We start from the raw sequence: 22637 nt of genomic DNA, 5'->3' as shown, positions 1-22637 counted from the left end.
CTCGGTGTCGGGGGTGCGCCCTAGGGTGCTGACATGCCCTCTTCGGATGCCCTCGTGCCGTTCGCGCCTCGCGCCTCGCAGGCCGATCTCGACGACCTGAGGCGGCGGCTGCTCGCCACCCGCTGGCCGGACGCCCCTGAGGGCCTCGGGTGGTCGGCGGGTGCCGACGTGGCCGAGCTGCGCGACCTCGTCGCCTACTGGGCCGACGGGTTCGACTGGCGGGCGGCCGAGGCTCGGCTGAACGCGCTGCCGCGGTTCCGCACCGAGATCGACGGGCTGGGAATCCACCTCGTCCACGCGCGCGCGAAAGGCGACGCGCCCGCCATGCCGCTGCTGCTCGCCCACGGGTGGCCCGACTCGTTCTGGCGCTACTCGGAGGTCGTGCCGCTGCTGACCGATCCCGGGGCCCACGGCGCCGACCCGGCTGACGCCTTCGACGTCGTCGTGCCCGACATGCCGGGCTTCGGCTACTCCGACGCGGCCCCGCACGATCTCGCCTTCCCCGGCGTCGCCGACCTGTGGGCGCGGCTCATGGACCGCCTCGGCTACCCGCGCTTCGCTGCCGCCGGCGGCGACATGGGCAGCAACCTCGTCCGCTGGGTCGCCCTCGACCACCCGTCGCGCGTGATCGCCGTCCACCGCACCGACGCCGTGGCCACACCCGACTACGACCCCGCGACGCTGACCGCCGAGGAGCGCGACTGGCTGCGCGGGCGCGAGCCGTGGGAGCGCGACGAGGCGGCCTACGGGGCGATCCAGTCGACCAAGCCGCAGACTCCCGCCGTCGGGCTGGCCGACTCCCCCGCGGGCCTGGCCGCCTGGGTGGTCGAGAAGCTCCGGTCGTGGAGCGATCACCGTGCCGACGGCTCGAGCGTGCTCGACCGCGACACGATGCTGACCGACGTCACGCTGATCTGGCTGACGAACACGATCGGCTCGTCGATGCGGATGTACCGCGCCGTCGAGAACATGCCCGAGGCGGAGTTCGCCCGCACCATCGAGGTGCCGACCGGCTACACGCTCTTCCCCGCCGACGTCGAGGCTCCGGCGCCCGACGCCTGGCTGCGGCGCACCACGACCGACCTGGCATGGGTCAGCCGGCCCGACCACGGCGGGCACTTCGCGCCGATCGAAGACCCCGAGCTCTACGCCCGCGAGATCCGGGAGTTCTTCCGGCCGTACCGGACGGCCTGAGGGCCGGGCTGGCCGGAGGCCGGGCAGCCCGCCGGCCGGGGTCTACAGGCCGCTGTAGGCGTGCAGGCCCTTGAAGAACAGGTTGACGACCGAGAAGTTGAACATGACGGCCGCGAAGCCGACGATCGACAGGTACGACGACCGGGCGCCGCGCCAGCCGCGCGTCGCGCGGGCGTGGATGTAGCCGGCGTAGATGACCCAGATGATGAACGTCCAGACCTCTTTGGTGTCCCAGCCCCAGTAGCGGCCCCACGCCTTCTCGGCCCAGATCGCGCCGGCGATGAGCGTGAAGGTCCAGAGCACGAAGCCGACCAGCGCGATGCGGTACGCGAGGTCTTCGAGGCGGTCGGCGCCGGGAAGCGTGTCGAAGAGCTTGACCTTGGGGTTGCGGACGGCCTCGCGGCGCGACTGGATGATCTGCGCCGCCGAGAGGCCCGCGGCGATCGCGAAGAACGCCGTGCCGAGGCAGGCGACGAACACGTGGATGACCAGCCAGTACGACTGGAGCGCCGGCACCAGCGGGCTGACCGGCACGTAGAAGTTCACTACGGCGACGCCGAGCAGCACGATGTTGAGGCCCATGACGTAGGTGCCGAGGTACCGCACGTTGACCATGAGGTTCACCGCGAGGAACGCGAGCACGATGAGGGCCGTGCCGGTGAGGCCGAACTCGAACATGTTGGCCCACGGCACGCGCCCGGCGGCGAGACCGCGGAAGACCACGGCTGCGATGTGCACGACGAGGCCGAGGCCCATCATCGACAGGCCGACGCGCTCGAACTTCGACGAGCGGCGCGGTGCACGGTCGGGGTCCGGCACGTCGGTGCGCTCGAGGACCGTGGTCGCAGGAGCAGCGGAACCGCCGCCCGCCATGGCCAGCTGGCCGCCCGAGACCGCCGCCCGCGCGCGCTGCGCCTGCGCCTTGAGGGCCGCCGTCGCCGCCATCTGCGCCTCGCCCGACCGCTTCGCGAGGTCGAGCCCGAACGCGATGAACGAGATCACGTAGATCGCCATCGCCGAGTACGCGCAGTACAGGCAGAGGGTCGAGAGTTGTGCTTCGGTCACGAGTTCACCTTACGTCGATCGGCGGCCTGTGCCGAGCCCAGCGAGGCCAGATGTCTCTTCGCGAGATCGTCGACGGCTCTCTCGAGCGTCGGGTCTTCGCCGCGGGCCAGACCCGCGTATTCGAGGGTGATGCCGTTCTCGCCCTGAACCGCCTTCACCCACACGCGCCTCCGGGGCACGAACAGGCCGGTGAGCAGCCCCAGGACGATGAGCACGGCGAAGACGAGCACCCAGACCTGCGACGGGTCGTGGTGGACGTCGAGCGACACGTAGCGGGTCACGCCGGTGAACTGGATCGAGCCGAGCCCGTCGGGGAGCTTGACGGTCTTCCCCGGCGTCAGCGTCAGCGCCTTCTCGACGCCGGCCTTGCCGCTGGCGTTGGTGACGGCGATCGGCTTGAGGTCGTCGGTGTTGAGCGCGTACACCGACTTCGGCACGCCGTTGTTCAGGTGCAGATTGCCCGAGTAGACGTCGAGCGTGAGAACCGGGTTGACCAGGTCGGGGTAGTTCGACGACAGCGCGCCGCCCTGGCCGGTCGTGGCCGTCGGGTAGAAGAAGCCGATCATGCCGAGCTGGGTCGGCTTGGCGTCCGGCACCTTGATGACGCCGAGCGACGTGAGGTTGGCGTCCTGAGGCAGGAACGGGATGCTGTCCTTCAGGGCGATGTTGCCCTGGCCGTCGCGCACGGTGACGTTCACCGCGTAGCCGTTGCCGAGCAGGTAGACCTGGTCGCCGCCGATCTCGAGCGGGTCGTTGACGCGGAGGTTCGACGTCTTCGACTTCTGCCCCGGCTCGGTCGTGGTGACCTTCGCGTTGTAGTCGATCGGCGTGCCGAAGGCGCTGCCGGTCTGGTCGGAGTACTTCACCGTGAAGTCGTCGATCTTGATGTTGTACGGCTCGAGGAACGTGTCGTTGAACCAGCGACCCGGGTTGAACGAGTCGTACGAGCCCAGCACGTTCGAGAACGACTGCCCGGCGACGACGACGCGCTGGCCGGTGTAGCCGAAGCCGCCGCCGATGGCGACCGTCACCAGCACGCCGAGCAGGGCGATGTGGAAGACGAGGTTACCGGTCTCTCGCATGTAGCCGCGCTCGGCGCTCACCGAGTCGCCGTAGACCTTGGTGCGGTAGCCGAGGCGGCGGAGTTGGGTGCGGGCTCCGGCGATCGCGATCTCGGCCGACACCGGAGCCTTGCCCTCGGGGACGCTCTGGATCAGCGGGTGCGACTGGAACCCGGCGAGACGCGACAGGCGCACCGGAGTCTTCGGCGGCGCCGCTCGCAGCGCCTCGAGGTGGTGCTTCACGCGGGGGATGATGCAGCCGATCAGCGAGATGAACAGCAGCAGATACACGGCCGAGAACCACGGCGTCGTGTAGGTGTGGAAGAGCCCGAGGCCCTTGACCCACGGGTAGAGCGCCGGGTGGTCGGCCTTGTACTGGACGACGCCGTTGGGGTCGGACGACGTCTGGGGCACGAGCGAGCCCGGGATCGCCGCAACCGCGAGCAGCATCAGGAGGAACAGCGCCGTGCGCATGCTGGTCAGCTGCCGCCAGAAGAACCGGGCGTAGCCGATCGGCCCGAGCTTCGGCTGCGTCACCGACGGGTCGGGCGCCTTCGAGTCGAAGTGGTCGGACGGCCGCAGCGGGTCGTTGCGCTCGTCGGTGGTGTCGTCAGACGACCGTGCCATAGTTCGCGATCACCGCCCCGAAACGGGACATGAGGTCCGTCCAGACCCCGGCGACCATGAGAACTCCGATTGCCACGAGAAGGCTGCCTCCGATGAGGTTGACGGCACGGATGTGCCTCTTGACGAACGCGATCGAGCGGGACATCCAGCCGAGCCCGAGGGCGACGAACAGGAACGGCACGCCCAGGCCGACACAGTAGAACAGCCCGAGAAGAAAGCCCTGCCAGGCGGACCCCGAGCTGTACGACAGCGAGACGATCGCGGCGAGCGTGGGGCCCAGGCACGGGCTCCAGCCGAGGCCGAAGACGAGGCCGAGCAGCGGGGCGCCGACCAGGCCCGTGCGGGGGCTGATCGAGAGCTTCACCGTGCGCTGGAAGAGCGGGAAGTTCCCGACGAAGACGAGGCCCATCGCGATGACCACGATGCCCATGAGGCGCGTGATGAGGGTGCGCCACTGCAGGAACCAGAAGCCCACGAGGCTGGCGCCGGTGTTGAGGGCGACGAACACGACGGTGAATCCGAGGATGAAGAGGAGCACCCCGAGTACGAGACGGGCCCGGTCGACCCGCTTGCCCCGTGCATCCTGCGACCCGCCGGTGAGGCCCCCGACGTACCCGAGGTAGCCGGGCACCAGCGGGAGCACGCAGGGGCTGATGAACGAGATGATGCCGGCCAGGATCGCGACGGGCAGCGCCAGAGCCATCTGCCCGCTGGTCACCGCGTCGTAGAACGGGTTGCCCTGGAACACCTACTGGGCCTCGGAGACCGTGTCGGAGATCAGGGTGTCGAGGATGCTCTTGTTGATCTCGCCGAGCACGCGCGCGGCGACGCGCCCCTTCTGGTCGAGCACGATCGTGGTCGGCGTGGCGTTCGGGCCGCGCTGGCCGGCGAGGGCGAGCTGGACCTTCGCGTCGGTCGCGTCGATGACCGAGGGGTAGGTCACCTTGAAGCTGCGCTCGAACGCGATGGCCGTGTCGGCCTCGTCGCGCACGTTTACGCCGATGAACTGCGCCTTGCCGGCGTACTTCTTCGCGAGCGACTCGAGCGCAGGAGCCTCGGCGCGGCAGGGCGGGCACGACGCGTACCAGAAGTTCAGCACCACGACCTTGCCCTCGAACTGCTTGCGCGTGATCGTCTTGCCGTGCTCGGTCGTGGACGAGAACTCGATCGGGTCTTTGCGGGCCGACGGCTTGAACTCCTCGACGGAGCCGTCGCCGGAGATGTAGTTCTTGTCGGAGCCGTTGTTGTACTGCTGCACGAGGCTGTTGTTCGAGGTGCAGGCGGCGAGAGTCGCGGCGGTGCCGGCGCTCAGCGCGCCGAGCGCACCCAGGCGCAGCAGCGCCCGTCTCGACAGGGGGGACGTTGGCACAGGGTTCACGCGGCTCCAGAATCGACGGCGGTCGCCAGCAGAGTGGCGGCGGGCTCTCGGTAGTTCACCTCGACGAACGCGCCGCGGCGGCGCTCGAGGGTGGTGATGCTCGACAGCGAGCAGCGCCTCCGCCTCGGGTCGTGGAAGAGTCGGGCGCCGGTGATGCTGCGGTGCACCATCCAGATCGGGAGCTGGTGGCTCACGAGGACGACGTCGCCGTCGTCGACGCTCTGCCAGGCGGCGTCGACGGCCTTGAGCATTCGCGCCGCGATGGAGACGTACGCCTCGCCCCAGCTGGGCTTCAGCGGGTTGGCGATCCAGGGCCACTCGACGGGGTGGCTCAGGGTCTGCTTGACCGAGGTGCGCCGGCCCTCGAACTTGTTCGTCGGCTCGATGAGGCGGTCGTCGGTCTGGACAGCGAGGTCGAATCGCCGTGCCCACGGTGCCGCTGACTCCTGCGTCCGCTGCAGCGGGCTGGCGAACAGGCCCTTCACCGGCGCCTGCTGGTTCTGCAGGAAGAGGGCGGCCGCCTCGGCCATGCGCTGCCCCAGCACCGACAGCCCGAACCCCTCTATGCGCCCGTACAGGACGCCCTCGGGGTTGTACACCTCGCCGTGACGGACGAGATGGATCTGGTTCGCGGGCACGGCATCCAGTGTAGATTGCGCGCGCGTTCACACCTCCCACCGGGCTTTTTCTCAGGGCGCAGGATCAGACACTCGCTCGGAATCGAGAGACCTCGGCCCAGACGGTAAAGTCGAGGACCGTGACCACACGCACCCTCATCGCAGACCTCCAGACCATGACCGACGGCCCCGTCAGGGTGTCCGGGTGGGTCGAGACGGTGCGCGATCAGAAGAAGGTGCAGTTCGTCGTGCTCCGCGACGAGTCGGGCGCGCTGCAGCTGGTCAACCCGCGCACGTTCGGTGAGGACGGCGCGGAGGTCGCCTCCGAGGTGTCGACGACGATCTCGTCGCTCTCGCAGGGCTCGTTCGTCTCGGTCGAGGGCGCCCTCAAGCACGACGAGCGCGTGAAGCTCGGCGGCGTCGAGGTCAAGGTCGCGTCGCTCGACGTGGCCGCTCTCGCGATCCCCGAGACGCCGATCGCCGACGACTCGGGCATCGACAAGCGCATGGACTGGCGGTTCCTCGACCTCCGCGTGCCCGCGCACGCCCTGATCTTCAAGATCCAGACGACGTTCCTGCACGCCCTGCGCACCTACTGGGTCGAGCACGACTTCGTCGAGATCATGACGCCGAAGCTCATGGCGTCGGCCTCCGAGTCGAAGGCCGAGCTGTTCCGCGTCGACTACTTCGAGGGCAACGCGTTCCTCGCCCAGAGCCCGCAGTTCTTCAAGCAGATGGCCCAGTCGGCGGGATTCGGCAAGATCTTCGAGGTCGGGCCCGCGTTCCGCGCCGACCCGTCGTTCACCTCGCGCCACGCGACCGAGTTCACCTCGGTCGACACCGAGTTCTCGTGGATCGAGTCGCACGAGGACGTCATGAAGCTGCACGAGGAGCTCCTGGTGGCCGGCTTTACCGCGGTGAAGGAGAAGCACGGCGACGCCATCAAAGAGCTCTTCGACGTCGAGATCGCGGTGCCGACGGTGCCGTTCCCGCGCATCCCCCTCGCCGAGGCGAAGGAGATCGTGGCGAAGCGCGGCTACGAGGTGCCTCGGGCCGACGACGACATGGACCCTGAGGGCGAGCGTCAGATCTCGGCCTACGTCGCGGAGGAGTTCGGGCACCAGTTCGTGTTCCTCACCGACTACGCCTCGTCGATCCGGCCGTTCTACCACATGCGCCACGAGGGCAACCCACAGCTCACGAACAGCTACGACCTCATCTTCAACGGCACCGAGATCTCGACCGGCGCCCAGCGCGAGCACCGCGTCGAGATCCTCGAGGCGCAGGCCCGCGACAAGGGCCTCGAGCCGGAAGAGCTGGCGGGCTACCTCGACTTCTTCCGCTACGGCGTTCCGCCGCACGGCGGGTTCGGCATGGGTCTGGCCCGCGTGCTCATGCTCATGCTGAAGCTGCCGAACCTCCGCGAGACGACGTACCTGTTCCGCGGGCCGACGCGCCTCGAGCCGTAAGGCCGTAGGAGCCGCTGGGCTCAGTACTCGAAGTCGATCGCGGCGCGAGACGACACGAGCGTCGCGATCGTCGCGGAGACCTCGCGGTGGTCGGGGTGCTGCTGGTACGCCTCCAGACCCTCGTAGTCGGCGAAGTCGGCGACGAGCGCGATGTCGGCGTTGCGGTCGGGGTAGGCGCCGTTGAGGCCGACGGTCAGGCTCAGGATCGACGGGACGCGACCGACGAGCCCTGTGAGAAGGCCTTCGATGCGCGCGAGAGCCTCGGCTTTCTCGGTCTCGCTCGCCGCATCGACGGTCCACACCACGATGTGCTTGACGGTCACGGGCGGGCCGCCTTCGGGGTCGCTGCGCGGAGGGCGGTGCGCAGCCGGTCGGGGTCCACGCGCCAGATGGTGTGGATGCGGCCGTCGATGAGCACGACGGGGATCTCCTCGGCGTACTCGTCGAGGAGCGCGGGGTCTTCCAGGATGTTGAGCTCGTCGTAGTCGCGGGCGCCGCGGAACTCGACCTCGTCGAGCACCGCCTCGAGGGCGAGGCGGGCGTCGTCGCAGAGGTGGCAGCCGGGCTTCGTCAGCAGCGTCACGTGGGGAACGGGCACTCCTCCACGATACGCGCCACAGCGGCGCAGCCGCGCGCGGCCGGAGGCCGCCAAACCAGCACCGCCCGCGGGCGCAGCCCGCACGCGAGCGGAGCGAGCCAAACCAGCACGGAAGTCGCGACACACGAAAGCGGGCCCCACCCGAAGGATGAGGCCCGCTTGCGAGTATCGCTACTTCTTGTTGCGACGCTGGTGGCGCGTCTTGCGAAGCAGCTTGCGGTGCTTCTTCTTCGCCATGCGCTTGCGACGCTTCTTGATGACAGAACCCATAGGGCACCTCACAGTTGTCGTGTTATCGGACTCGGACCACCGGGCCCTGAAAACGAGAACCGCGGAAAAATACCTTGGGAGAGTCTACTAGGCCTGGCCGGGAAAGACGAACCGGCGAGGTCGGCGCTCAGCCGACGTCGGCGATGCCGGTGCGCAGCACGGCCGTGACGGCCGAGTCGGGCACACGGAAGGAGCGGCCGAAGCGGATCGCCGGAAGCTCGCCCGAGTGGACCATGCGGTACACGGTCATCTTGGAGACGCGCATCATGTCGGCGACTTCGGCCACCGTGAGGAAGCGCACGCCTGTCAGGTCGTCGGACATGTCCTGCCTTGTGATCTGGCTCGTCGACGAGGGGTGCGGCGAGCGGGGTTCTCCGGCTCGTCGGCCGGGCGGCGCGACGAGCGGGCTAAGGGGCGCCTGAGTGTTACTCGTGTGCCTTGTGGCTACTTTAGGGGCGCATGTGACGCGATGTAAAGCCGGTTCGCTACCCCTGTTCGCGGTGGCCCAGACGCTTCTTCACGGGGTCGAGGATCCGGCTGCGGGCACCGGCGACGGTGCGGCCGAGCGACGCTCCGACGTCGGACGGGTCGGGCAGGTTCCCGGCGGCTCTGCGGAGCGGGGCGGGCACCGGCACGGGCGACGTGCGCGCGGCTCCTGCGCCCGGAGCGACCGCGGGCGAAGGATCGGGGAAGAACGGCTCGAGCCACGCCAGGACCTCCGTCAGGGGCGCCTCGTCGACTGAGTAGTAGCGGTGCTGGCCCACCTCGCGCACGTGCACGAGTCCGGCCTCGCGGAGCACGCGGAGGTGCTTGGACACGGTGGGCTGGCTGAAACCGAGCGCGGTCACGATGTCGCCGACGCTGATGTCGCCGCTCGACGGAGACGGCGCGGACGGGGACGACTGCGTCGCGGGCGCAGCCGCAGACGGTGATGCACCGGCGCCCTCCCCGCGCCGGTCGAGCAGGAGGCGGAGCAGGTCGCGCCTCGTGGGGTCGGCGATCACGGCGTAGATGTCGGCCATGCTGTGAAGAGTACTGATGGTGCCGCCCGAGTACCATGGCGGCTTCGGGTGAATTCGGGAGGGCCGGTGAGCACGACCGAGCGGTCGCCGGGAGGCGCGCTGGCGGTGCCGTCGCGCATCAGGCGGTCGCTCGACCAGGTGGCGAGGCGGTCTCCGGCTCGGTTCGCGATCCTGGTCTTCACGGCGCTGATCCTCGTGGTGACGGTGCTGCTGATCCTGCCGGTCTCGTCGGCGGACGGCACGGCGACTGACCTGCCGGACGCCCTGTTCACGGCGGTCTCGGTCATCTGCGTGACCGGCCTCACGACCGTCGACATGGCCACGCACTGGTCGACGTTCGGCGACACGGTCGTCTACGTCGGGGTCCAGGTGGGCGGCATCGGCGTCCTGACTCTGGCGTCGATCCTCGGCATGGTCGTGACGCGGCGGCTCGGGCTGCGGTCGCGGCTGATGGCGGCGAGCGACACGAATCCGCTGCGTGCCCACGCCGGGCCGGTGCCGGAGGTGCAGGCGGTCCGGCTGAGCGACGTGCGCGGGCTGCTGCGGACCGTGGCCCTCAGCGCGCTGGCGATCGAGGGCGCGATCGGGCTCCTGCTCTTCCCTCGCCTCGTCGCCGACGGGATCCCGGTGCGCGACGCGTTCTTCGACGCCTTCTACTACTCGGCGATGGCGTTCACGAACACCGGCTTCACGCCGAACGCGCAGGGCCTGGACGCGTTCGCACACGACTACGCGGCGCTCACGCTGATCATGATCGCCGTGATCCTCGGCAGCGTCGGGTTCCCGGTGATCTACGTCGTCACGCGCAACCTGCGGCATCCGCGGCGCTGGTCGCTGCACACGAAGCTGACGCTGACGACGAGCGCGATCCTGCTGGTCCTGGGCGCCGTGGTGTACCTCGCGCTCGAGTACGACAACCCGCGCACCTTCGGCCACGACGACGCAGGAGCGACGGTGTTCCAGTCGTTCTTCCTCAGCGCGATGTCGCGCTCGGGAGGCTTCTCGACGATCGACATCGCGCACCTGCACGACTCGAGCCTGCTGGTCACCGACATGCTGATGTTCATCGGCGGCGGCTCGGCGTCGACGGCCGGCGGCATCAAGGTGACCACCCTGGCCGTGCTCTTCCTGGCGGCCGTGGCCGAGGCGCGCGGCCGACGCAGCATGGAGGCGTTCGGTCGCCGGATCCCCTCCGACGTCCTCCGCCTCGCTGTCAGCGTCGCACTGTGGGGAGCCACGATCGTGGCCGTGGGCACGATCGTCGTGCAGCAGATCACCCGCGAGAGCCTGTCGCACGTGCTCTTCGAGGTGATCTCCGCCTTCGCCACGTGCGGACTCTCGACGGGACTCACCGGGCACCTGCCCGACGCGGCGAAGTACGTGCTCGCCGTGACCATGTGGATGGGCCGCGTTGGTACCGTGACCCTTGCCGTCGCATTGGCGCAGAGCCAGCGGCGGCAGCTGTTCACCCGCCCCGAAGAGAGGCCGATCGTTGGCTGACCGCATCGCCCCCGACGCCCCAGTGCTCGTGATCGGCCTCGGCCGCTTCGGCTCGGCGACCGCCGCCCAGCTGGTGCGGCAGGGCCGCGACGTCCTCATCGTCGACGACGACACAGCGACGGTGCAGCGCTGGGCCGACCGCGTGACCCACGCCGTGCAGGCTGACGCGCGCGACATCGACGCTCTCCGCCAGATCGGCGCCGCCGACTTCCAGGTCGCGGTCGTCGGCGTCGGCCAGTCGATCGAGGGCAGCGTGCTCATCACGTCGAACCTCGTCGACCTCGGGATCCCGCAGATCTGGGCCAAGGCGATCTCCGACACCCACGGCCGGATCCTCACCCGCATCGGCGCCACCCGCGTCGTCTACCCCGAGGCCGAGGCCGGCGAGCGCACCGCGCACCTCGTCTCCGGCCGCATGCTCGACTACATCGAGTTCGACGACGACTTCGCCATCGTCAAGATGCACCCTCCCGGGCCGGCCATCGGTCGCAGGATCGGAGACCTCGCCGGGGCGGCCAAGAACGGCGTGCGGATCGCCGGCGTGAAGAGCCCGGGCGGCGCCTTCCAGGAGGCAGCGCCCGACACCGTCGTCTCGGCGGGCGACATCCTCATCGTGGCGGGCACCGAGGCGCAGCTGGAGCGCTTCTCGAGCCTCGGCGACTAGGGCGTGGCTGGAGCCAGTGCGGCCGCACCTAACAGATAATCTGGCTGAGACAGCAAAGCAAGATGGGGGAACTGATGCCGTCGCTACGACGCACTTTGTTGGCTTACTCGATCCATGGAAGGACCAACGAGGGTGTCATTGACTACCCCGACTTCTTCGAGAGGTTTTTTGCCGAAAGCGTGGTCGGGATCCGATACGAGGTGGGTGATCAGATGGTCTCGGTCACGCAACGCGTTCGTGACGAGAAAGACGATGAGGTCAAACCGGGCGCAGGGGCCCTCCGCTTTGTTTCCGGAAGCGCCACCGAGCTTCCCCTTTTCTACGACAATTCGACAGGTCGCGACGAAGTCATCGAGTTGTCGAACGGCCTAATCGTGAATGCAGTCTGGATTTTTGTGGATCCCGAAAGTCGCATTCTCGTCACAGAGCGTAAGCGACCGGGCGTCGGCATTGGCTTGATCGCACGTTATTTTGAGCTGCGTGGACGCGATTTGGGCTACCCAAATTTGCGAATCGATCTCAATCCCAGTCCAAGTTCAGAGTTTGCCGCTGAGGTCGAACGGCTTACCGAAATCAAATCCGCCGAAATCGTGCTTTCGCGCCCTAACCTCGATTGGGGAGATACCGAAGCTGACGTCCATGCGTACGCTGATAAGTCGGGCGCGTCGAAAGCGAAAATAGAAATGACGGCGCCACGTGGCGGTGAACTCTCCAAAGCTAGCGGCATCATCCACGACATCATTGAGCTCGCGAGAAAACCGATTACGTCGCTTAAGGATGTGGCCGTTACAGGCAAGTCACCTGCAGACGCAGGCACGAAGCGAATCAGCTTGGGAAGATTTCAACGGAAGGCGAACGTGCTCCTTCCCGCCAAGGGAGACGCCGCCTCGGACCTCGAGGCCCTAAGTGGCGCCGCGCACGAACTGATCGACGCAACCGCTCTCGACACAGTGAATGTCGGCACGACCAACGCGCCTGTGGACAAGTAGGCAGGCCGCGACGAAAGACGGCAGGGTGGGATTCGTCGTATGACGAAATGGGTGGGAGGCCGATATTTGGTTTGGGGCCCTACTGAGTTCGAGGGAGCGAAGCTTGGCCGCGATTCCTGAGAGCGCCTTCTGGCGGAGTCAAGTCTGGAAACGCCGCCGAAGCATTCTCTTAGACGTGTCGTTGTTTGCGGCGATTGCTGTCGCAGTGACTTTGACTGCGACGATTCGATTCACTCCGGCACGCGACCTCCGGATCACTGAACTAGCTGGCGTGGGCTTGACGTTTTCCTCGCTCAGCTTCGGAGCCTGCGTGTCTGGTTGTGTTCTAGCGCTTGGTGTCCCGGGGCCTGACCGTCTTCGAAGGTGGTCGAAGATCCAGGCGCAGAAGATGCCATTTTCTGCGTTGAGCAATCTCGTGTTCGTATTCGCGTGGGCCGCGATGAGCCAAGTTGCTCTTGTTTTGGTGTGCTTCCTCGCCTACCTTCTCGGAACCGGTAGGAACCTGATGCCAGCTGGAGCTTCAGCAACCCACGTAGTCCTATTCGTAGCCGCATTTACCTTCGCCTTTTACGCACTGTTCGAGCTCACGGCCGTTGTGAGGACACTCATCCAGGTGGCGACCGCAATCATTGACGAAGAAAGTCGGGCTCAATAAGTGCCAGGGGTAGATTGGCGCCGGGGTCCCGGCTACTGCCCGGCCGCGATCTCCCGTGCGCGCGCGAGCGCCGCAGCCGTCGCCCGGTCGAAGAGCCCTGCGAGCCCGCCCTCCTCGAGCACGGCCACCGCCCGCTCGGTGGTGCCGTTCGGGCTGGTCACGCGACGGCGCAGCTCCGCGGGGTCGAGGCCCTCGTGCGCGAGGAGCTCGGAGGCGCCGCGGAACGTGCCCTGCACCATCGTCGCCGCCTGCCGCTCGGTGAACCCGAGGTCGACCGCCGTGCGGGTGAGCTGCTCGATCAGGTAGAAGACGTAGGCGGGCCCCGAGCCGGAGATCGTCGAGAGCGCGTCGATCTTGTCCTCCGGGATCGTCACGACCTCGCCGACGCAGGCGAAGAGGCGGCGGGCCAGCGCGACGTCGTCATCGGAGGCGCGCGAGCCGGCCGCGAGGCCCGTCACCGCGAGGCCCACGACCGCCGGGGTGTTCGGCATCGAGCGGAGCACCGGCACCGTCTCGGGCAGCACCTCCTCCATCGCCGCCGTCGTGATACCGGCCGCGAGACTCACGACGATCGTGCCCGCCTCGAGCACGGGAGCGATCTCGCGGAGCAGGTCGATGACCATGTACGGCTTCACGCCGATCAGGACGATCTTCGCGCCGGTGACGGCGGACGCGTTCGCGGCCGGGTCGGTCTCGGTCGCGAGGGAGGTGACGCCGCCGTGGCGCAGCGCGACGGCCTTCTGCTCGGTGCGGTTCGTCACCCGGATGCCGCCCTCGACGGTGACGTCGGGGTGGACGAGGCCGGAGAGGATGGCGCCTCCCATCGATCCGGCTCCGAGAATCGCGGTGGCGGGCAGGCTCGTGCTCATTCGTCCATCCTAGGATTGACGGGCGACCGGCGGGGTCCGCGGGTCCGCGCGAGACGAGCGAGGCGAGCACCCATGAGCGAGACGGCAGAGGCGACCGACGAGGCGTCATCCGGCGGCCACGGCCACGGCACGAAGGCGATCCTGGCGGCGCTCAGCGCCAACCTCGGCATCGCGCTCGTCAAGCTGATCGCCTGGTTCTTCTCCGGGTCGGCGTCCATGCTCGCCGAAGGCATCCACTCGATCGCGGACTCGGCCAACCAGCTCCTGCTGCTCGTGGGCGGCCGACGCGCGCGGCGCGTGGCCGACGAGGAGCACCCGTTCGGCTACGGGCGCGAGCGCTACGTCTACGCGTTCGTCGTCTCGATCATCCTGTTCTCCGTCGGCGGCGTCTTCTCGCTCTACGAGGGCGTCGACAAGCTGCGGCACCCGCACCCGCTCGAGGTGTGGTGGCTGCCCCTCGGGATCCTCGTGATCGCGATGTTCCTGGAGGGCTTCTCGCTGCGGACGGCGCTGGGTGAGGCGCGGCCGCACAAGGGCTCGCTCGGCTGGTTCCAGTTCATCCGGCGGGCGAAGGCGCCCGAGCTGCCGGTGCTGCTGCTGGAAGACACGGCGGCGCTCACCGGCCTCGTGCTCGCCTTCCTCGGGGTGCTGCTCACCGTCGTCACGGGCGACGGCGTGTTCGACGGCATCGGCACGGTGCTGATCGGCGTGCTGCTGATCCTGGTCGCCATCATCCTCGGCGTCGAGACGAAGAGCCTCCTCGTCGGCGAGGGCGCGTCCGCCGACGACGTGGCCGCCATCCGCTCGGCGATCACCTCGGGCCCCGAGGTCGAGCGCATCATCCACATGAAGACGCTCTACCTCGGCCCCGACGAGCTGCTCGTGGCGGTGAAGGTCGCGATGCCCGGTAAGCAGCTGCTCGCCGACGTGGCCTCGGCGATCAACCAGATCGAAGCCAGGATCCGCGGAGCCGTCCCCGTGGCTCGCGTCATCTACGTCGAGCCCGACGTCTGGGTCTCCCCCACGGCGGCCGAGCCTCCGACCGAGACGATCGTGTTGAAGTCGAGCGACTAGCGCCGCCGACGACGACTCAGCGCTTGGTCTCGAAGAAGGCGTTCAGCTGCGCCGCGCACTCCTCGGCGCGGACGCCGGCGTAGACCTCCGCCCGGTGGGGCAGGCGCCGGTCGCGCAGGATGTCGTAGAGACTGCCGGCTGCTCCTGCCTTGTCGTCCCACGCCCCGAAGACGACCCTCGGGATCCTCGCCGCCAGGATCGCCCCCGCGCACATCGGGCAGGGCTCGAGGGTCACGATCAGCGTGCACCCCACGAGGTGCCAGTCGCCGATCGCCTCGGCCGCCCGGCGAAGCGCGAGCACCTCGGCGTGGGCGGTGGGGTCCTGCAGGAGCTCGCGCTCGTTTCGACCGCGACCGATCACGCGCCCCTCGGGGTCGACCACGATCGCGCCGACGGGCACGTCGCCCGAGACCGCGCAGCCGGCCGCCTCGCCGAGGCACTCGCCGATCCACGCATCGAACTCGGGCGGCGTCGGGGCCGTCGTCGGCATGCGCCCTCCTGGCTCGTGGTGGATAGGTCTCGTGCGGGAGCGGGGCGGTCGGGGCTCCGCTAGCCTCGAGCCTATGCGAGTGCACGTGGCCGACCACCCCCTCATCACCCACAAGCTGACGGTGCTCCGCGACCGGACCACGAAGTCCGCGACGTTCCGGGCCCTCACCGAAGAGCTCGTGACGCTGCTCGCCTACGAGGCGACCCGCAACGTCCGCACCTCCGAGGTCGACATCGTCACCCCGGTCGCGCCCGCGAAGGGGCTGTCGATCGCGAAGCCGAAGCCGCTGGTGGTGCCGATCCTGCGCGCCGGCCTCGGCATGCTCGAGGGCATGGTGAAGCTGATCCCGTCGGCCGAGGTCGGGTTCCTCGGCATGATGCGCGATGAAGAGACGCTCGAGCCCACGACCTACGCCGAGCGCCTGCCCGACGACCTGTCGAACCGGCAGTGCTTCGTGCTCGACCCCATGCTCGCCACCGGCGGGTCGCTCATCGCCGCCATCGACTTCCTGCTGAAGCGCGGCGCGGTCGACGTCACCGCCGTGTGCATCCTGGCCTCGCCGGAGGGCCTCGCCGCGGTCGAGAAGGCGATGCACGGCCGCGACGTGTCGATCGTGCTGGGTGCGGTCGACGAGAAGCTGGACGAGAAGGGCTATATCGTCCCCGGCTTGGGCGATGCAGGTGATCGCCTGTACGGGCTGGCGTGACGGAGCGAGCACCGATCTGACGGACGGGTGTCGCTGATCCTGCGCCCCTCGGGTTGACACCGCGAGTCGCATTACGAAACAATTCTCTCTATGACTGCACACGCGTATGCCCCGATCCGAGAGACGTTCGTCTCCCGAGGTCATGTGGTGAGCGCCGGCATGATGTCGGCAGACGCCGCCGCGGTCATGTGTTGTCGAATGCATGCCTGATCGGCATCGTCTGTAAAGACGTCGACCCCCGCCGAGTCTCCGCCGGCCTGCAGGCCTGATACCGCTGTCTGCGACCGACGACCTCAGTGCGAGCACACCCGCTCGCGAGGTGACTCCGGATGCACGGCTCGCCCACCGGCGAGGCATCCCTCCCCGCTCCACAGCCTTGAGCCCCATTTCGCTCGGCGTGTAGAGCCTCGCGGCACACACAGGACGATCGCGTTCCTTCTCCGCACTCGGCGACGACACACCTGCCTGAGTCAGCGGACGAACGGGTCGTCCCCTCGTCCCAAGGACACAACCCCCATGTCTCTCGCACTCGACACCTCTGCCCCTACGTCCACCCAGACCCCGCGTCACCTGACCGCCGTCGAGCCGGCTCCGGCTCCTGCCCCGCGGCTCCGCGCGGTCCCCGACGGCACCGAGGCCCGCGGCTTCGTGCTCTACGTCGGCATCGACGAGCTCAAGGCCGCCGAGGCCGGCACCAGCCTCGGCGAGATCGTCTCGCAGCTGCGCGCCCTCACGCAGCAGCTCGCTCCCGCGGCCGAGACCCACGCCGCCGTCGCCCTCGCGCCGGAGGGTGCGGGCGGCCGCGACGTCGACGTCGTGCGCCTGGCGCTGCAGGATCCCGCGGCCCTCGCGAAGCGCCGCCAGACCGAGGTCGACGAAGAACCCGGCGCCCGGGGCGGCGTGGTCGTCGACATCTCGCGCAAGCGCCTCCTGCTCGACGGCGACATCGCGCCGCTCACCTACAAGGAGTTCGAGCTGCTGCAGTACCTGGTCCTGCGCGAGGGCCGCACTATCGATCGCGCCGAGCTGATCTCGTCGCTCTGGTCGGCCGGCGACGACGAGGTGCCGAACGAGCGCACCATCGACGTGCACGTGCGCCGCCTCCGCTCGAAGCTCGGCGCGTTCGAGGACATCGTGCGCACCGTCCGTGGCGTCGGCTACCGGTTCGACCGTCACGCCGACGTGTCGATCCGTCAGGCTTCGACCCCCAGCCCCGACGTCTTCTAGCCCCAGACCTCCCAAAAACGACTGCCCCGACGTGATTTCGCGTCGGGGCAGTCGTTTTTGGGAGGTCACGAAGTCCCCCGGGCGGCGGACGCGGCGTACCCCGACATAGGCCGCGGAACGTGTCCTCTGGGTGACTTTTCAGGAAAATAACGATTCGGTAACTAGACCGCCGTTACCTCACCGTTATAGATTGATGTCACTGAAGTTGTTTGCTGTGGCAGCGTCAGTTGAATGTGATTGCAGGACACTCTTGGTGCAAGGGAGAGGGTCGGTCCCCAGCCTCTGGGACCGACCCTCAGTCCGTTAACGGCCACCGGCGACCTCGCGAGAACCTGCCCGTCAACCCTGCGGCACGAACTGGTTGATCGTGAACGCGGCACCCTCCGGGTCCAGGGCGTCCGCCAGCTTCGTCCACTTCTCGTCCGCCGTCGTCAGCACGCGGCCGCCCAGCCGCTCGATGGTGCCTGCGGCCGCATCGCGATCGGCGACGCTGAACCCGACCTGCCACGTCGCCGTGCCCGACGATCGCCGGGCGGCACCGAACACGTCGGCGAAGCCCGCGGGCGCTCCGGCCTGGCGCTCCCGGATGTGCGGGTCGCTGGTCGCCGCCAGGTGGTCTCCGTAGCCGGGGACCCCGAGCATGCGCGACGAGTCGGGCCCCATGTCGGTCACGGCCCAGCCGAAGAGGTCTCGGTAGAAGGCGAGGTGGGCAGCCGGATCCTCGGTCCGCAGGTCGCTGAAGACCCACCCTCCCGGGCGGTTGATGAACTGCGCCCCGAGCCGTTCGCGAGCCTGCCAGAGGCCGAAGGGCGTACCCCGGTCGTCGCGGCAGTCGACGCTTCGCCCGGCGGAGCCGCCAGGGCCTGCGTCTTCGGGGTCGTCAGCCCTGCCTCCGGCGTCGCGCACCGCCGCGGCGACGCGATCGGCGTCGTCGACGGCGAAGTAGGTGCGCCACTCGGCTGACCCGCCCTCGGGCAGCGACGCGAGAGCGCCGACGTCGAGCCCGTCGCGGGTCGCGATGCGATACGAGCCGGGCGCTCCGGGCGGGAGCCGCTCGGTGAGCGTCCAGCCGAACAGCGACCCGTAGAACTCGGCGGCGGCGTCGACGTCACGATGCCGACCCTCGATCCAGCTCGGCACGCCCTGCGGGTAGGTGCGCGGTGGCACTGCGGGCGGCACTGCGTCGGTCATGGCCGACCTCCCTGATAGACCGGGCGGACCCTCCGCCCGAGTGCCTCAGGTCTAGCACCGCACGGGTCGTCGTACTCCGTACAATGGTGGCTTCGCAGGGGGACGGAGGAGACATGACGACCACGGCAGACAAGGCGCCGCCGACGACCGACAAGGCTCTCGCGGTGAGCGCGTGGGAGTCGCTGTTCCGCGCCCAGGTCACGATCATGCGCCAGCTCACAGCCTGCTTCCCCTCGGGCGAGATCTCGTTCAACGAGTACGACGTGCTGTTCAACCTGTCGAACCAGCCCGACAAGCGAGCCCGCATCAAAGAGCTGACCCAGCACCTCCTGCTCACGCAGCCGAGCATCAGCCGTCTGGTCGACCGCCTCGCCTCGAAAGGCATCGTCGAGAAGCTCACCGACCCGGGCGACGGCCGCGGCATCGTCGTCGCGATGACTCCGCTCGGCTCCGACCTGTACCGGCGCACGGCCGTCCGCCATGCCGACGCCATCTCGCGTCGCGTGGGCGGCACCCTCGACCACGACGAGCTGCAGCAGCTGATGGAGCTGTGCACGAAGCTCCGGCTCGGCCCCGCGATCGGCCCCGACGGCGACGCCGAAATCACCGCCGATTCTGAGGGCGCCGTCGAGTCCGCCCGGGCAGACTAGTCAGGCGTGACCTCCCCTTCGATCGTCTGGCTCCGCGACGACCTCCGCGTCGGCGACAATCCGGCCCTGCACGCGGCGACCGAGCGGGGCGAGAGCGTGATCGTCGTCTACGTCCTCGACGACGAGACTCCCGGCATCCGCCCCCTCGGCGCCGCGAGCCGGTGGTGGCTGCACCACAGCCTCACCGCCCTCTCCGACGACCTCCGCGAGCGCGGCGCGCACCTCACCCTCCGCCGCGGCCGGGGCGCCGACGAGGTCGAGAAGCTCGCGCAGCAGACCGGTGCCGGCGCGGTCTTCTGGAACCGCCGATACGGCCAGGCAGCCCGCGATGCCGACGCCGCCCTCAAGACCAGCCTGCGCGAAGCCGGTGTCGACGCGCACTCGTTCCAGGGCAGCCTCCTGTTCGAGCCGTGGACCATCCAGACCGGCTCGGGAACCCCCTTCAAGGTGTTCACGCCGTTCTACCGGGCGTGCCTCGAGTCGCAGGAGCCGCGCCACCCTTACCCGGCGCCCTCGCACATCGCGGGCGTGAAGCCGGCGCCCGAGAGCGACGACCTCGGCTCCTGGGCCCTGCTCCCGACGAAGCCCGACTGGGCGGGCGGTTTCCGCGAGCGCTGGGACGTCGGCGAGGCGGCAGCCCACCGCGTGCTGGAGGTCTTCCTCAAAGACGACCTCGCCGACTACGGCGACCGCGACTTCCCCGCCGACGACACGACGAGCCACCTCTCGCCCTACCTCCGCTTCGGCGAGATCAGCCCGTTCCAGGTGTGGCACCGGGTGCGCGAGGGCCGACTGAGCGACGGCGCGAAGAAGCAGGCGGCGGCTTTCTTGCGCCAGATCGTGTGGCGCGAGTTCAACTACACGGTGCTCTTCGCGAACCCCGATCTGGCGACGGCGAACTACCGCGACGAGTTCGACGGGTTCCCGTGGGCGAAGCCGCACGCGGCCGATCTCGAGGCGTGGCGGCACGGCCGCACGGGCATCCCGCTCGTCGACGCCGGCATGCGCGAGCTGTGGCAGACCGGCGTCATGCACAACCGGGTCCGGATGGTCGTGGGCTCGTTCCTCATCAAGAACCTCCTGGTCGACTGGCGCGTCGGCGAGCAGTGGTTCTGGGACACCCTGGTCGACGCCGACGAGGCGAACAACCCGGGCAACTGGCAGTGGGTCGCCGGCTCCGGGGCCGACGCGGCCCCGTACTTCCGCGTCTTCAACCCGGTGCTGCAGGCCGACAAGTTCGACGGGCACCGCGAGTACGTGACGCGCTGGGTGCCCGAGGTCGACACCGACGACTACCCCGAGCCGATCGTCGACCTCAAAGAGAGCCGCGCGCACGCCCTCGACGCGTACGCGGACATGCGACGGAAGGCGGGCCTCGCGTGACGACGAGCAGCATCACGATCCCGGGTCCGGCGCTCGACGCCGTCGAGCGGCTCTTCGCCGACAGGGCGTCGCCGGAGCACGCACCCAGCTCCTCGTGGGGTGTCTTCACGCGCACCGGCCTCGTCCGCACGGGGTCCACCGGAGTCATCGTCGAGGAAGGCGACACGCAGGGCGTCCCGCCGACGTCGGCGACCGTCTACCGCATCGCCTCGTGCACGAAGAGCTTCACGGCGACGGCGCTCCTCGCGCTGCGCGACGAGGGCGCCCTGAACCTCGACCAGCCGATCACCGACTTCGTGCCGGCGTTCGCCGAGGTTCGCCTGCCCACGCTCGACTCCCCCGTGCCGACGGTGCGCATGCTGTTGACGATGTCGGGCGGCTTCCCCACCGACGACCCCTGGGGCGACCGGCAGGAGTCCATCACCGACGGCGAGCTCGACGCGCTCCTGCGCCGCGGCCTCAGCTTCGACAGCGTGCCGGGGACGCGGTTCGCCTACTCCAACCTCGGCTACGCGCTGCTCGGCAGGGTGGTCGCCGAGGCGGCGGGGCGGCCGTTCCGTGACGTGGTGACCGACCGGATCCTGCGCCCCCTGGGCCTTGCATCGACGACGTTCACCGTGCCGGGTGGTCTCGCGCACACGGCGATCGGGCACCGGAGACGGGGCGGCGTGTGGGAGCCGCTGGCCTTCTCGGGGCCGGGCTTATTCTCGTCGATCGGGGGGCTGTTCTCGACCGTCGACGACCTGTCGCGGTGGGCGCGGTGGCTGGCGTCGGCGTTCGACCAGGGCGACGGCGACGCTCCCGGAGACCACCCCGGAATCCTCTCGCGGGCCTCGAGGCGAGAGATGCAGCAGGCGTACCGCGACATCCCCGGCCGGGCGAACCCGATCGGCTACGGCTTCGGCGTCATGGTCGAGCACGACCCCGAGCTGGGGCCGATCGTGTCGCACTCGGGCGGCTATCCCGGCTTCTCGGCGCACATGCGGTGGCATCCGGCGTCGGGGGTCGGCGTGGTCGGGTTCGAGAACGCCACCTACGCGCAGGTCTCGGTGCCCGTCACGACCGCTCTGCACGGCCTCCTCCGCGAGGTCGGGGCTGCCCCGGCAACGACGATCTGGCCCGAGACCGCCGCCGCGCGCACCGTGGTCGAGCAGGCGGTGACCGCAGGAGCCGAGATCCCCCCGTCGCTCCTCAGCGAGAACGTCGACCTCGACATCCCGTTCCCCAGCCGACGTGCCGCATGGGCCGAGGCCATCGGCTCGATCGGCCCGCTCGTGAAGCCGCCCGCCCACGACGACACCTCCCTCGTGGTGGCGAGTGCCGCCGGCGAGGAGTCGTCGGCGCCCTCCCACCTCGTCTGGCGCCTCCCCGGCGAGCGCGGCTCGCTCCGGATCGAGATCCGCCTCACCCCCGAGTCGCCGCCCCGCGTGCAGACCCTCGTCGTGCGCGCCGAGCCGCCCCGCCAGCCATGACCGAGATCCCGGCCGAGGTGGGCGCGGTACTCGAGGGGGCGCCGCCGGCCCGCCGTGCGGATGCTGCAGCTCTCCTCGATCTGTTCGCCGACATCACGGGGCAGGAGCCGTGGCTCCCCTACGCGGGCATCATCGGCTTCGGCCACTACGACTACGAGTACGCCTCAGGCCATTCGGGCTCTTCGGCGGCCGCCGCGTTCGGAGTGCGGACGACGGGCCTGGTCGTGTACCTCATGGACGGCTGCGCCACGTACGAGAAGCAGCTGGCGCGCCTCGGCCCGCACCGGACGACGACCGGCTGCCTCTATCTGAAGAGGCTCGACGGCGTCGACCTCGGGGTGCTGCGGGAGATCGTGGCCGCCTCGTACGCGGCGCTCACGGCCGGCGTCTACCGTCATCGCGCGAGCGACGCCGGCGGCGGCGAGACGCCTAGCTCATAAGAATGAGGACGCATTTTATGAGATAG

General features: G+C 69.1%; 25 protein-coding genes. 12 read left to right on the top strand and 13 right to left on the bottom strand.

What is annotated here, in order from left to right:
* Positions 1-33 precede the first annotated feature (33 nt).
* Positions 34-1194: an epoxide hydrolase family protein gene (locus C8E83_RS00705; protein WP_121367971.1), complete on the top strand. Its 1161-nt coding sequence runs from the start codon at positions 34-36 to the stop codon at positions 1192-1194.
* Positions 1195-1236: 42 nt separating this feature from the next.
* Here C8E83_RS00705 and ccsB read toward each other — a convergent pair whose 3' ends face one another.
* The 5 genes from ccsB to C8E83_RS00680 are packed head-to-tail and all read right to left on the bottom strand — an operon-like array spanning position 1237 to position 5963.
* Positions 1237-2259, bottom strand: a complete 1023-nt coding sequence (gene ccsB / locus C8E83_RS00700; protein WP_245981311.1) for a c-type cytochrome biogenesis protein CcsB — start codon at positions 2257-2259, stop codon at positions 1237-1239.
* Positions 2256-3947: a cytochrome c biogenesis protein ResB gene (resB, locus tag C8E83_RS00695; protein WP_121367970.1), complete on the bottom strand. Its 1692-nt coding sequence runs from the start codon at positions 3945-3947 to the stop codon at positions 2256-2258. The genes ccsB and resB overlap by 4 nt, the downstream gene beginning before the upstream one ends.
* Entirely contained in the window at positions 3931-4650 is a 720-nt protein-coding gene (locus C8E83_RS00690; RefSeq protein WP_121371658.1) for a cytochrome c biogenesis CcdA family protein, read from the bottom strand. Before C8E83_RS00690 ends, resB begins: the two co-directional genes overlap by 17 nt.
* Before the next feature lie 45 nt (positions 4651-4695).
* Positions 4696-5316: a TlpA family protein disulfide reductase gene (locus C8E83_RS00685; protein ID WP_245981307.1), complete on the bottom strand. Its 621-nt coding sequence runs from the start codon at positions 5314-5316 to the stop codon at positions 4696-4698.
* 5 nt (positions 5317-5321) lie between these two features.
* On the bottom strand, positions 5322-5963 hold the full coding sequence (locus C8E83_RS00680) for a histidine phosphatase family protein (RefSeq protein ID WP_121367969.1): 642 nt from the start codon (positions 5961-5963) through the stop codon (positions 5322-5324).
* Between the two features lie 119 nt (positions 5964-6082).
* Here C8E83_RS00680 and aspS point away from each other — a divergent pair, with 119 nt between their 5' ends.
* Entirely contained in the window at positions 6083-7411 is a 1329-nt protein-coding gene (gene aspS / locus C8E83_RS00675) for an aspartate--tRNA(Asn) ligase (protein ID WP_121367968.1), read from the top strand.
* A gap of 20 nt (positions 7412-7431) precedes the next feature.
* Here aspS and C8E83_RS00670 read toward each other — a convergent pair whose 3' ends face one another.
* The 5 genes from C8E83_RS00670 to C8E83_RS00650 all read right to left on the bottom strand — a co-directional run bounded on the left by C8E83_RS00670 (position 7432) and on the right by C8E83_RS00650 (position 9301).
* Positions 7432-7734 carry a Dabb family protein gene (locus C8E83_RS00670; RefSeq protein WP_170159803.1) on the bottom strand — a complete coding sequence of 101 codons (303 nt, stop codon included), beginning with the start codon at positions 7732-7734 and terminating at the stop codon, positions 7432-7434.
* Complete coding sequence (locus tag C8E83_RS00665) at positions 7731-8009, bottom strand: glutaredoxin family protein (RefSeq protein WP_121367967.1); 279 nt, start codon at positions 8007-8009, stop codon at positions 7731-7733. Before C8E83_RS00665 ends, C8E83_RS00670 begins: the two co-directional genes overlap by 4 nt.
* Positions 8010-8180: 171 nt before the next feature.
* Complete coding sequence (locus C8E83_RS00660; protein WP_003792170.1) at positions 8181-8279, bottom strand: 30S ribosomal protein bS22; 99 nt, start codon at positions 8277-8279, stop codon at positions 8181-8183.
* 127 nt (positions 8280-8406) lie between these two features.
* Positions 8407-8601 (bottom strand): helix-turn-helix domain-containing protein, encoded by a 195-nt coding sequence (locus C8E83_RS00655; protein WP_121367966.1) that lies wholly within the window; start codon positions 8599-8601, stop codon positions 8407-8409.
* Positions 8602-8764: 163 nt separating this feature from the next.
* Positions 8765-9301, bottom strand: coding sequence for an ArsR/SmtB family transcription factor (locus C8E83_RS00650; protein ID WP_121367965.1), 537 nt, complete (start codon positions 9299-9301; stop codon positions 8765-8767).
* 66 nt (positions 9302-9367) lie between these two features.
* On the opposite strand from C8E83_RS00650, the gene C8E83_RS00645 reads away from it, so the two are divergent.
* From C8E83_RS00645 to C8E83_RS19120, 3 genes are all read left to right on the top strand, one after another.
* Complete coding sequence (locus C8E83_RS00645) at positions 9368-10801, top strand: TrkH family potassium uptake protein (RefSeq protein ID WP_121367964.1); 1434 nt, start codon at positions 9368-9370, stop codon at positions 10799-10801.
* Complete coding sequence (locus tag C8E83_RS00640; protein WP_121367963.1) at positions 10794-11465, top strand: potassium channel family protein; 672 nt, start codon at positions 10794-10796, stop codon at positions 11463-11465. The genes C8E83_RS00645 and C8E83_RS00640 overlap by 8 nt, the downstream gene beginning before the upstream one ends.
* Before the next feature lie 62 nt (positions 11466-11527).
* Entirely contained in the window at positions 11528-12454 is a 927-nt protein-coding gene (locus tag C8E83_RS19120; protein ID WP_147430038.1) for a DUF4747 family protein, read from the top strand.
* 687 nt (positions 12455-13141) lie between these two features.
* Here the strand turns inward: C8E83_RS19120 and proC are convergent.
* Complete coding sequence (gene proC, locus C8E83_RS00630) at positions 13142-13978, bottom strand: pyrroline-5-carboxylate reductase (protein WP_121367961.1); 837 nt, start codon at positions 13976-13978, stop codon at positions 13142-13144.
* 72 nt (positions 13979-14050) lie between these two features.
* Between proC and C8E83_RS00625 the strand changes: the two genes are divergently transcribed.
* A complete protein-coding gene (locus C8E83_RS00625) occupies positions 14051-15052 on the top strand; it encodes a cation diffusion facilitator family transporter (protein ID WP_121367960.1) in 1002 nt (333 codons plus the stop codon).
* Positions 15053-15068: 16 nt separating this feature from the next.
* Here the strand turns inward: C8E83_RS00625 and tadA are convergent, their stop codons facing one another.
* Entirely contained in the window at positions 15069-15542 is a 474-nt protein-coding gene (gene tadA, locus C8E83_RS00620; RefSeq protein ID WP_121367959.1) for a tRNA adenosine(34) deaminase TadA, read from the bottom strand.
* A 73-nt stretch (positions 15543-15615) separates the two neighbouring features.
* On the opposite strand from tadA, the gene upp reads away from it, so the two are divergent.
* The gene (gene upp / locus C8E83_RS00615) at positions 15616-16248 is read left to right on the top strand and encodes a uracil phosphoribosyltransferase (RefSeq protein WP_121367958.1); all 633 of its coding nucleotides are present in this window, start codon (positions 15616-15618) and stop codon (positions 16246-16248) included.
* Positions 16249-16764: 516 nt separating this feature from the next.
* Entirely contained in the window at positions 16765-17475 is a 711-nt protein-coding gene (locus C8E83_RS00610; protein WP_121367957.1) for a winged helix-turn-helix domain-containing protein, read from the top strand.
* A gap of 339 nt (positions 17476-17814) precedes the next feature.
* Here the strand turns inward: C8E83_RS00610 and C8E83_RS00605 are convergent, their stop codons facing one another.
* A complete protein-coding gene (locus tag C8E83_RS00605) occupies positions 17815-18666 on the bottom strand; it encodes a VOC family protein (protein ID WP_121367956.1) in 852 nt (283 codons plus the stop codon).
* A 113-nt stretch (positions 18667-18779) separates the two neighbouring features.
* On the opposite strand from C8E83_RS00605, the gene C8E83_RS00600 reads away from it, so the two are divergent.
* From C8E83_RS00600 to C8E83_RS00585, 4 genes are read left to right on the top strand one after another with little or no spacing between them, the layout of a single operon-like run.
* Entirely contained in the window at positions 18780-19316 is a 537-nt protein-coding gene (locus tag C8E83_RS00600; protein WP_121367955.1) for a MarR family winged helix-turn-helix transcriptional regulator, read from the top strand.
* 6 nt (positions 19317-19322) lie between these two features.
* Positions 19323-20699, top strand: a complete 1377-nt coding sequence (locus tag C8E83_RS00595; protein ID WP_121367954.1) for a cryptochrome/photolyase family protein — start codon at positions 19323-19325, stop codon at positions 20697-20699.
* Positions 20696-22171: a serine hydrolase domain-containing protein gene (locus tag C8E83_RS00590; RefSeq protein WP_170159802.1), complete on the top strand. Its 1476-nt coding sequence runs from the start codon at positions 20696-20698 to the stop codon at positions 22169-22171. Before C8E83_RS00595 ends, C8E83_RS00590 begins: the two co-directional genes overlap by 4 nt.
* Complete coding sequence (locus C8E83_RS00585) at positions 22168-22611, top strand: DUF1801 domain-containing protein (protein WP_245981305.1); 444 nt, start codon at positions 22168-22170, stop codon at positions 22609-22611. Before C8E83_RS00590 ends, C8E83_RS00585 begins: the two co-directional genes overlap by 4 nt.
* Positions 22612-22637 lie beyond the last annotated feature (26 nt).

Source organism: Frondihabitans australicus, from assembly GCF_003634555.1.
In the GTDB taxonomy this organism is placed as follows: domain Bacteria; phylum Actinomycetota; class Actinomycetes; order Actinomycetales; family Microbacteriaceae; genus Frondihabitans; species Frondihabitans australicus.
Note: the sequence above shows the minus strand (reverse complement) of the source record. Positions and strands in the feature narration are given on the sequence as shown.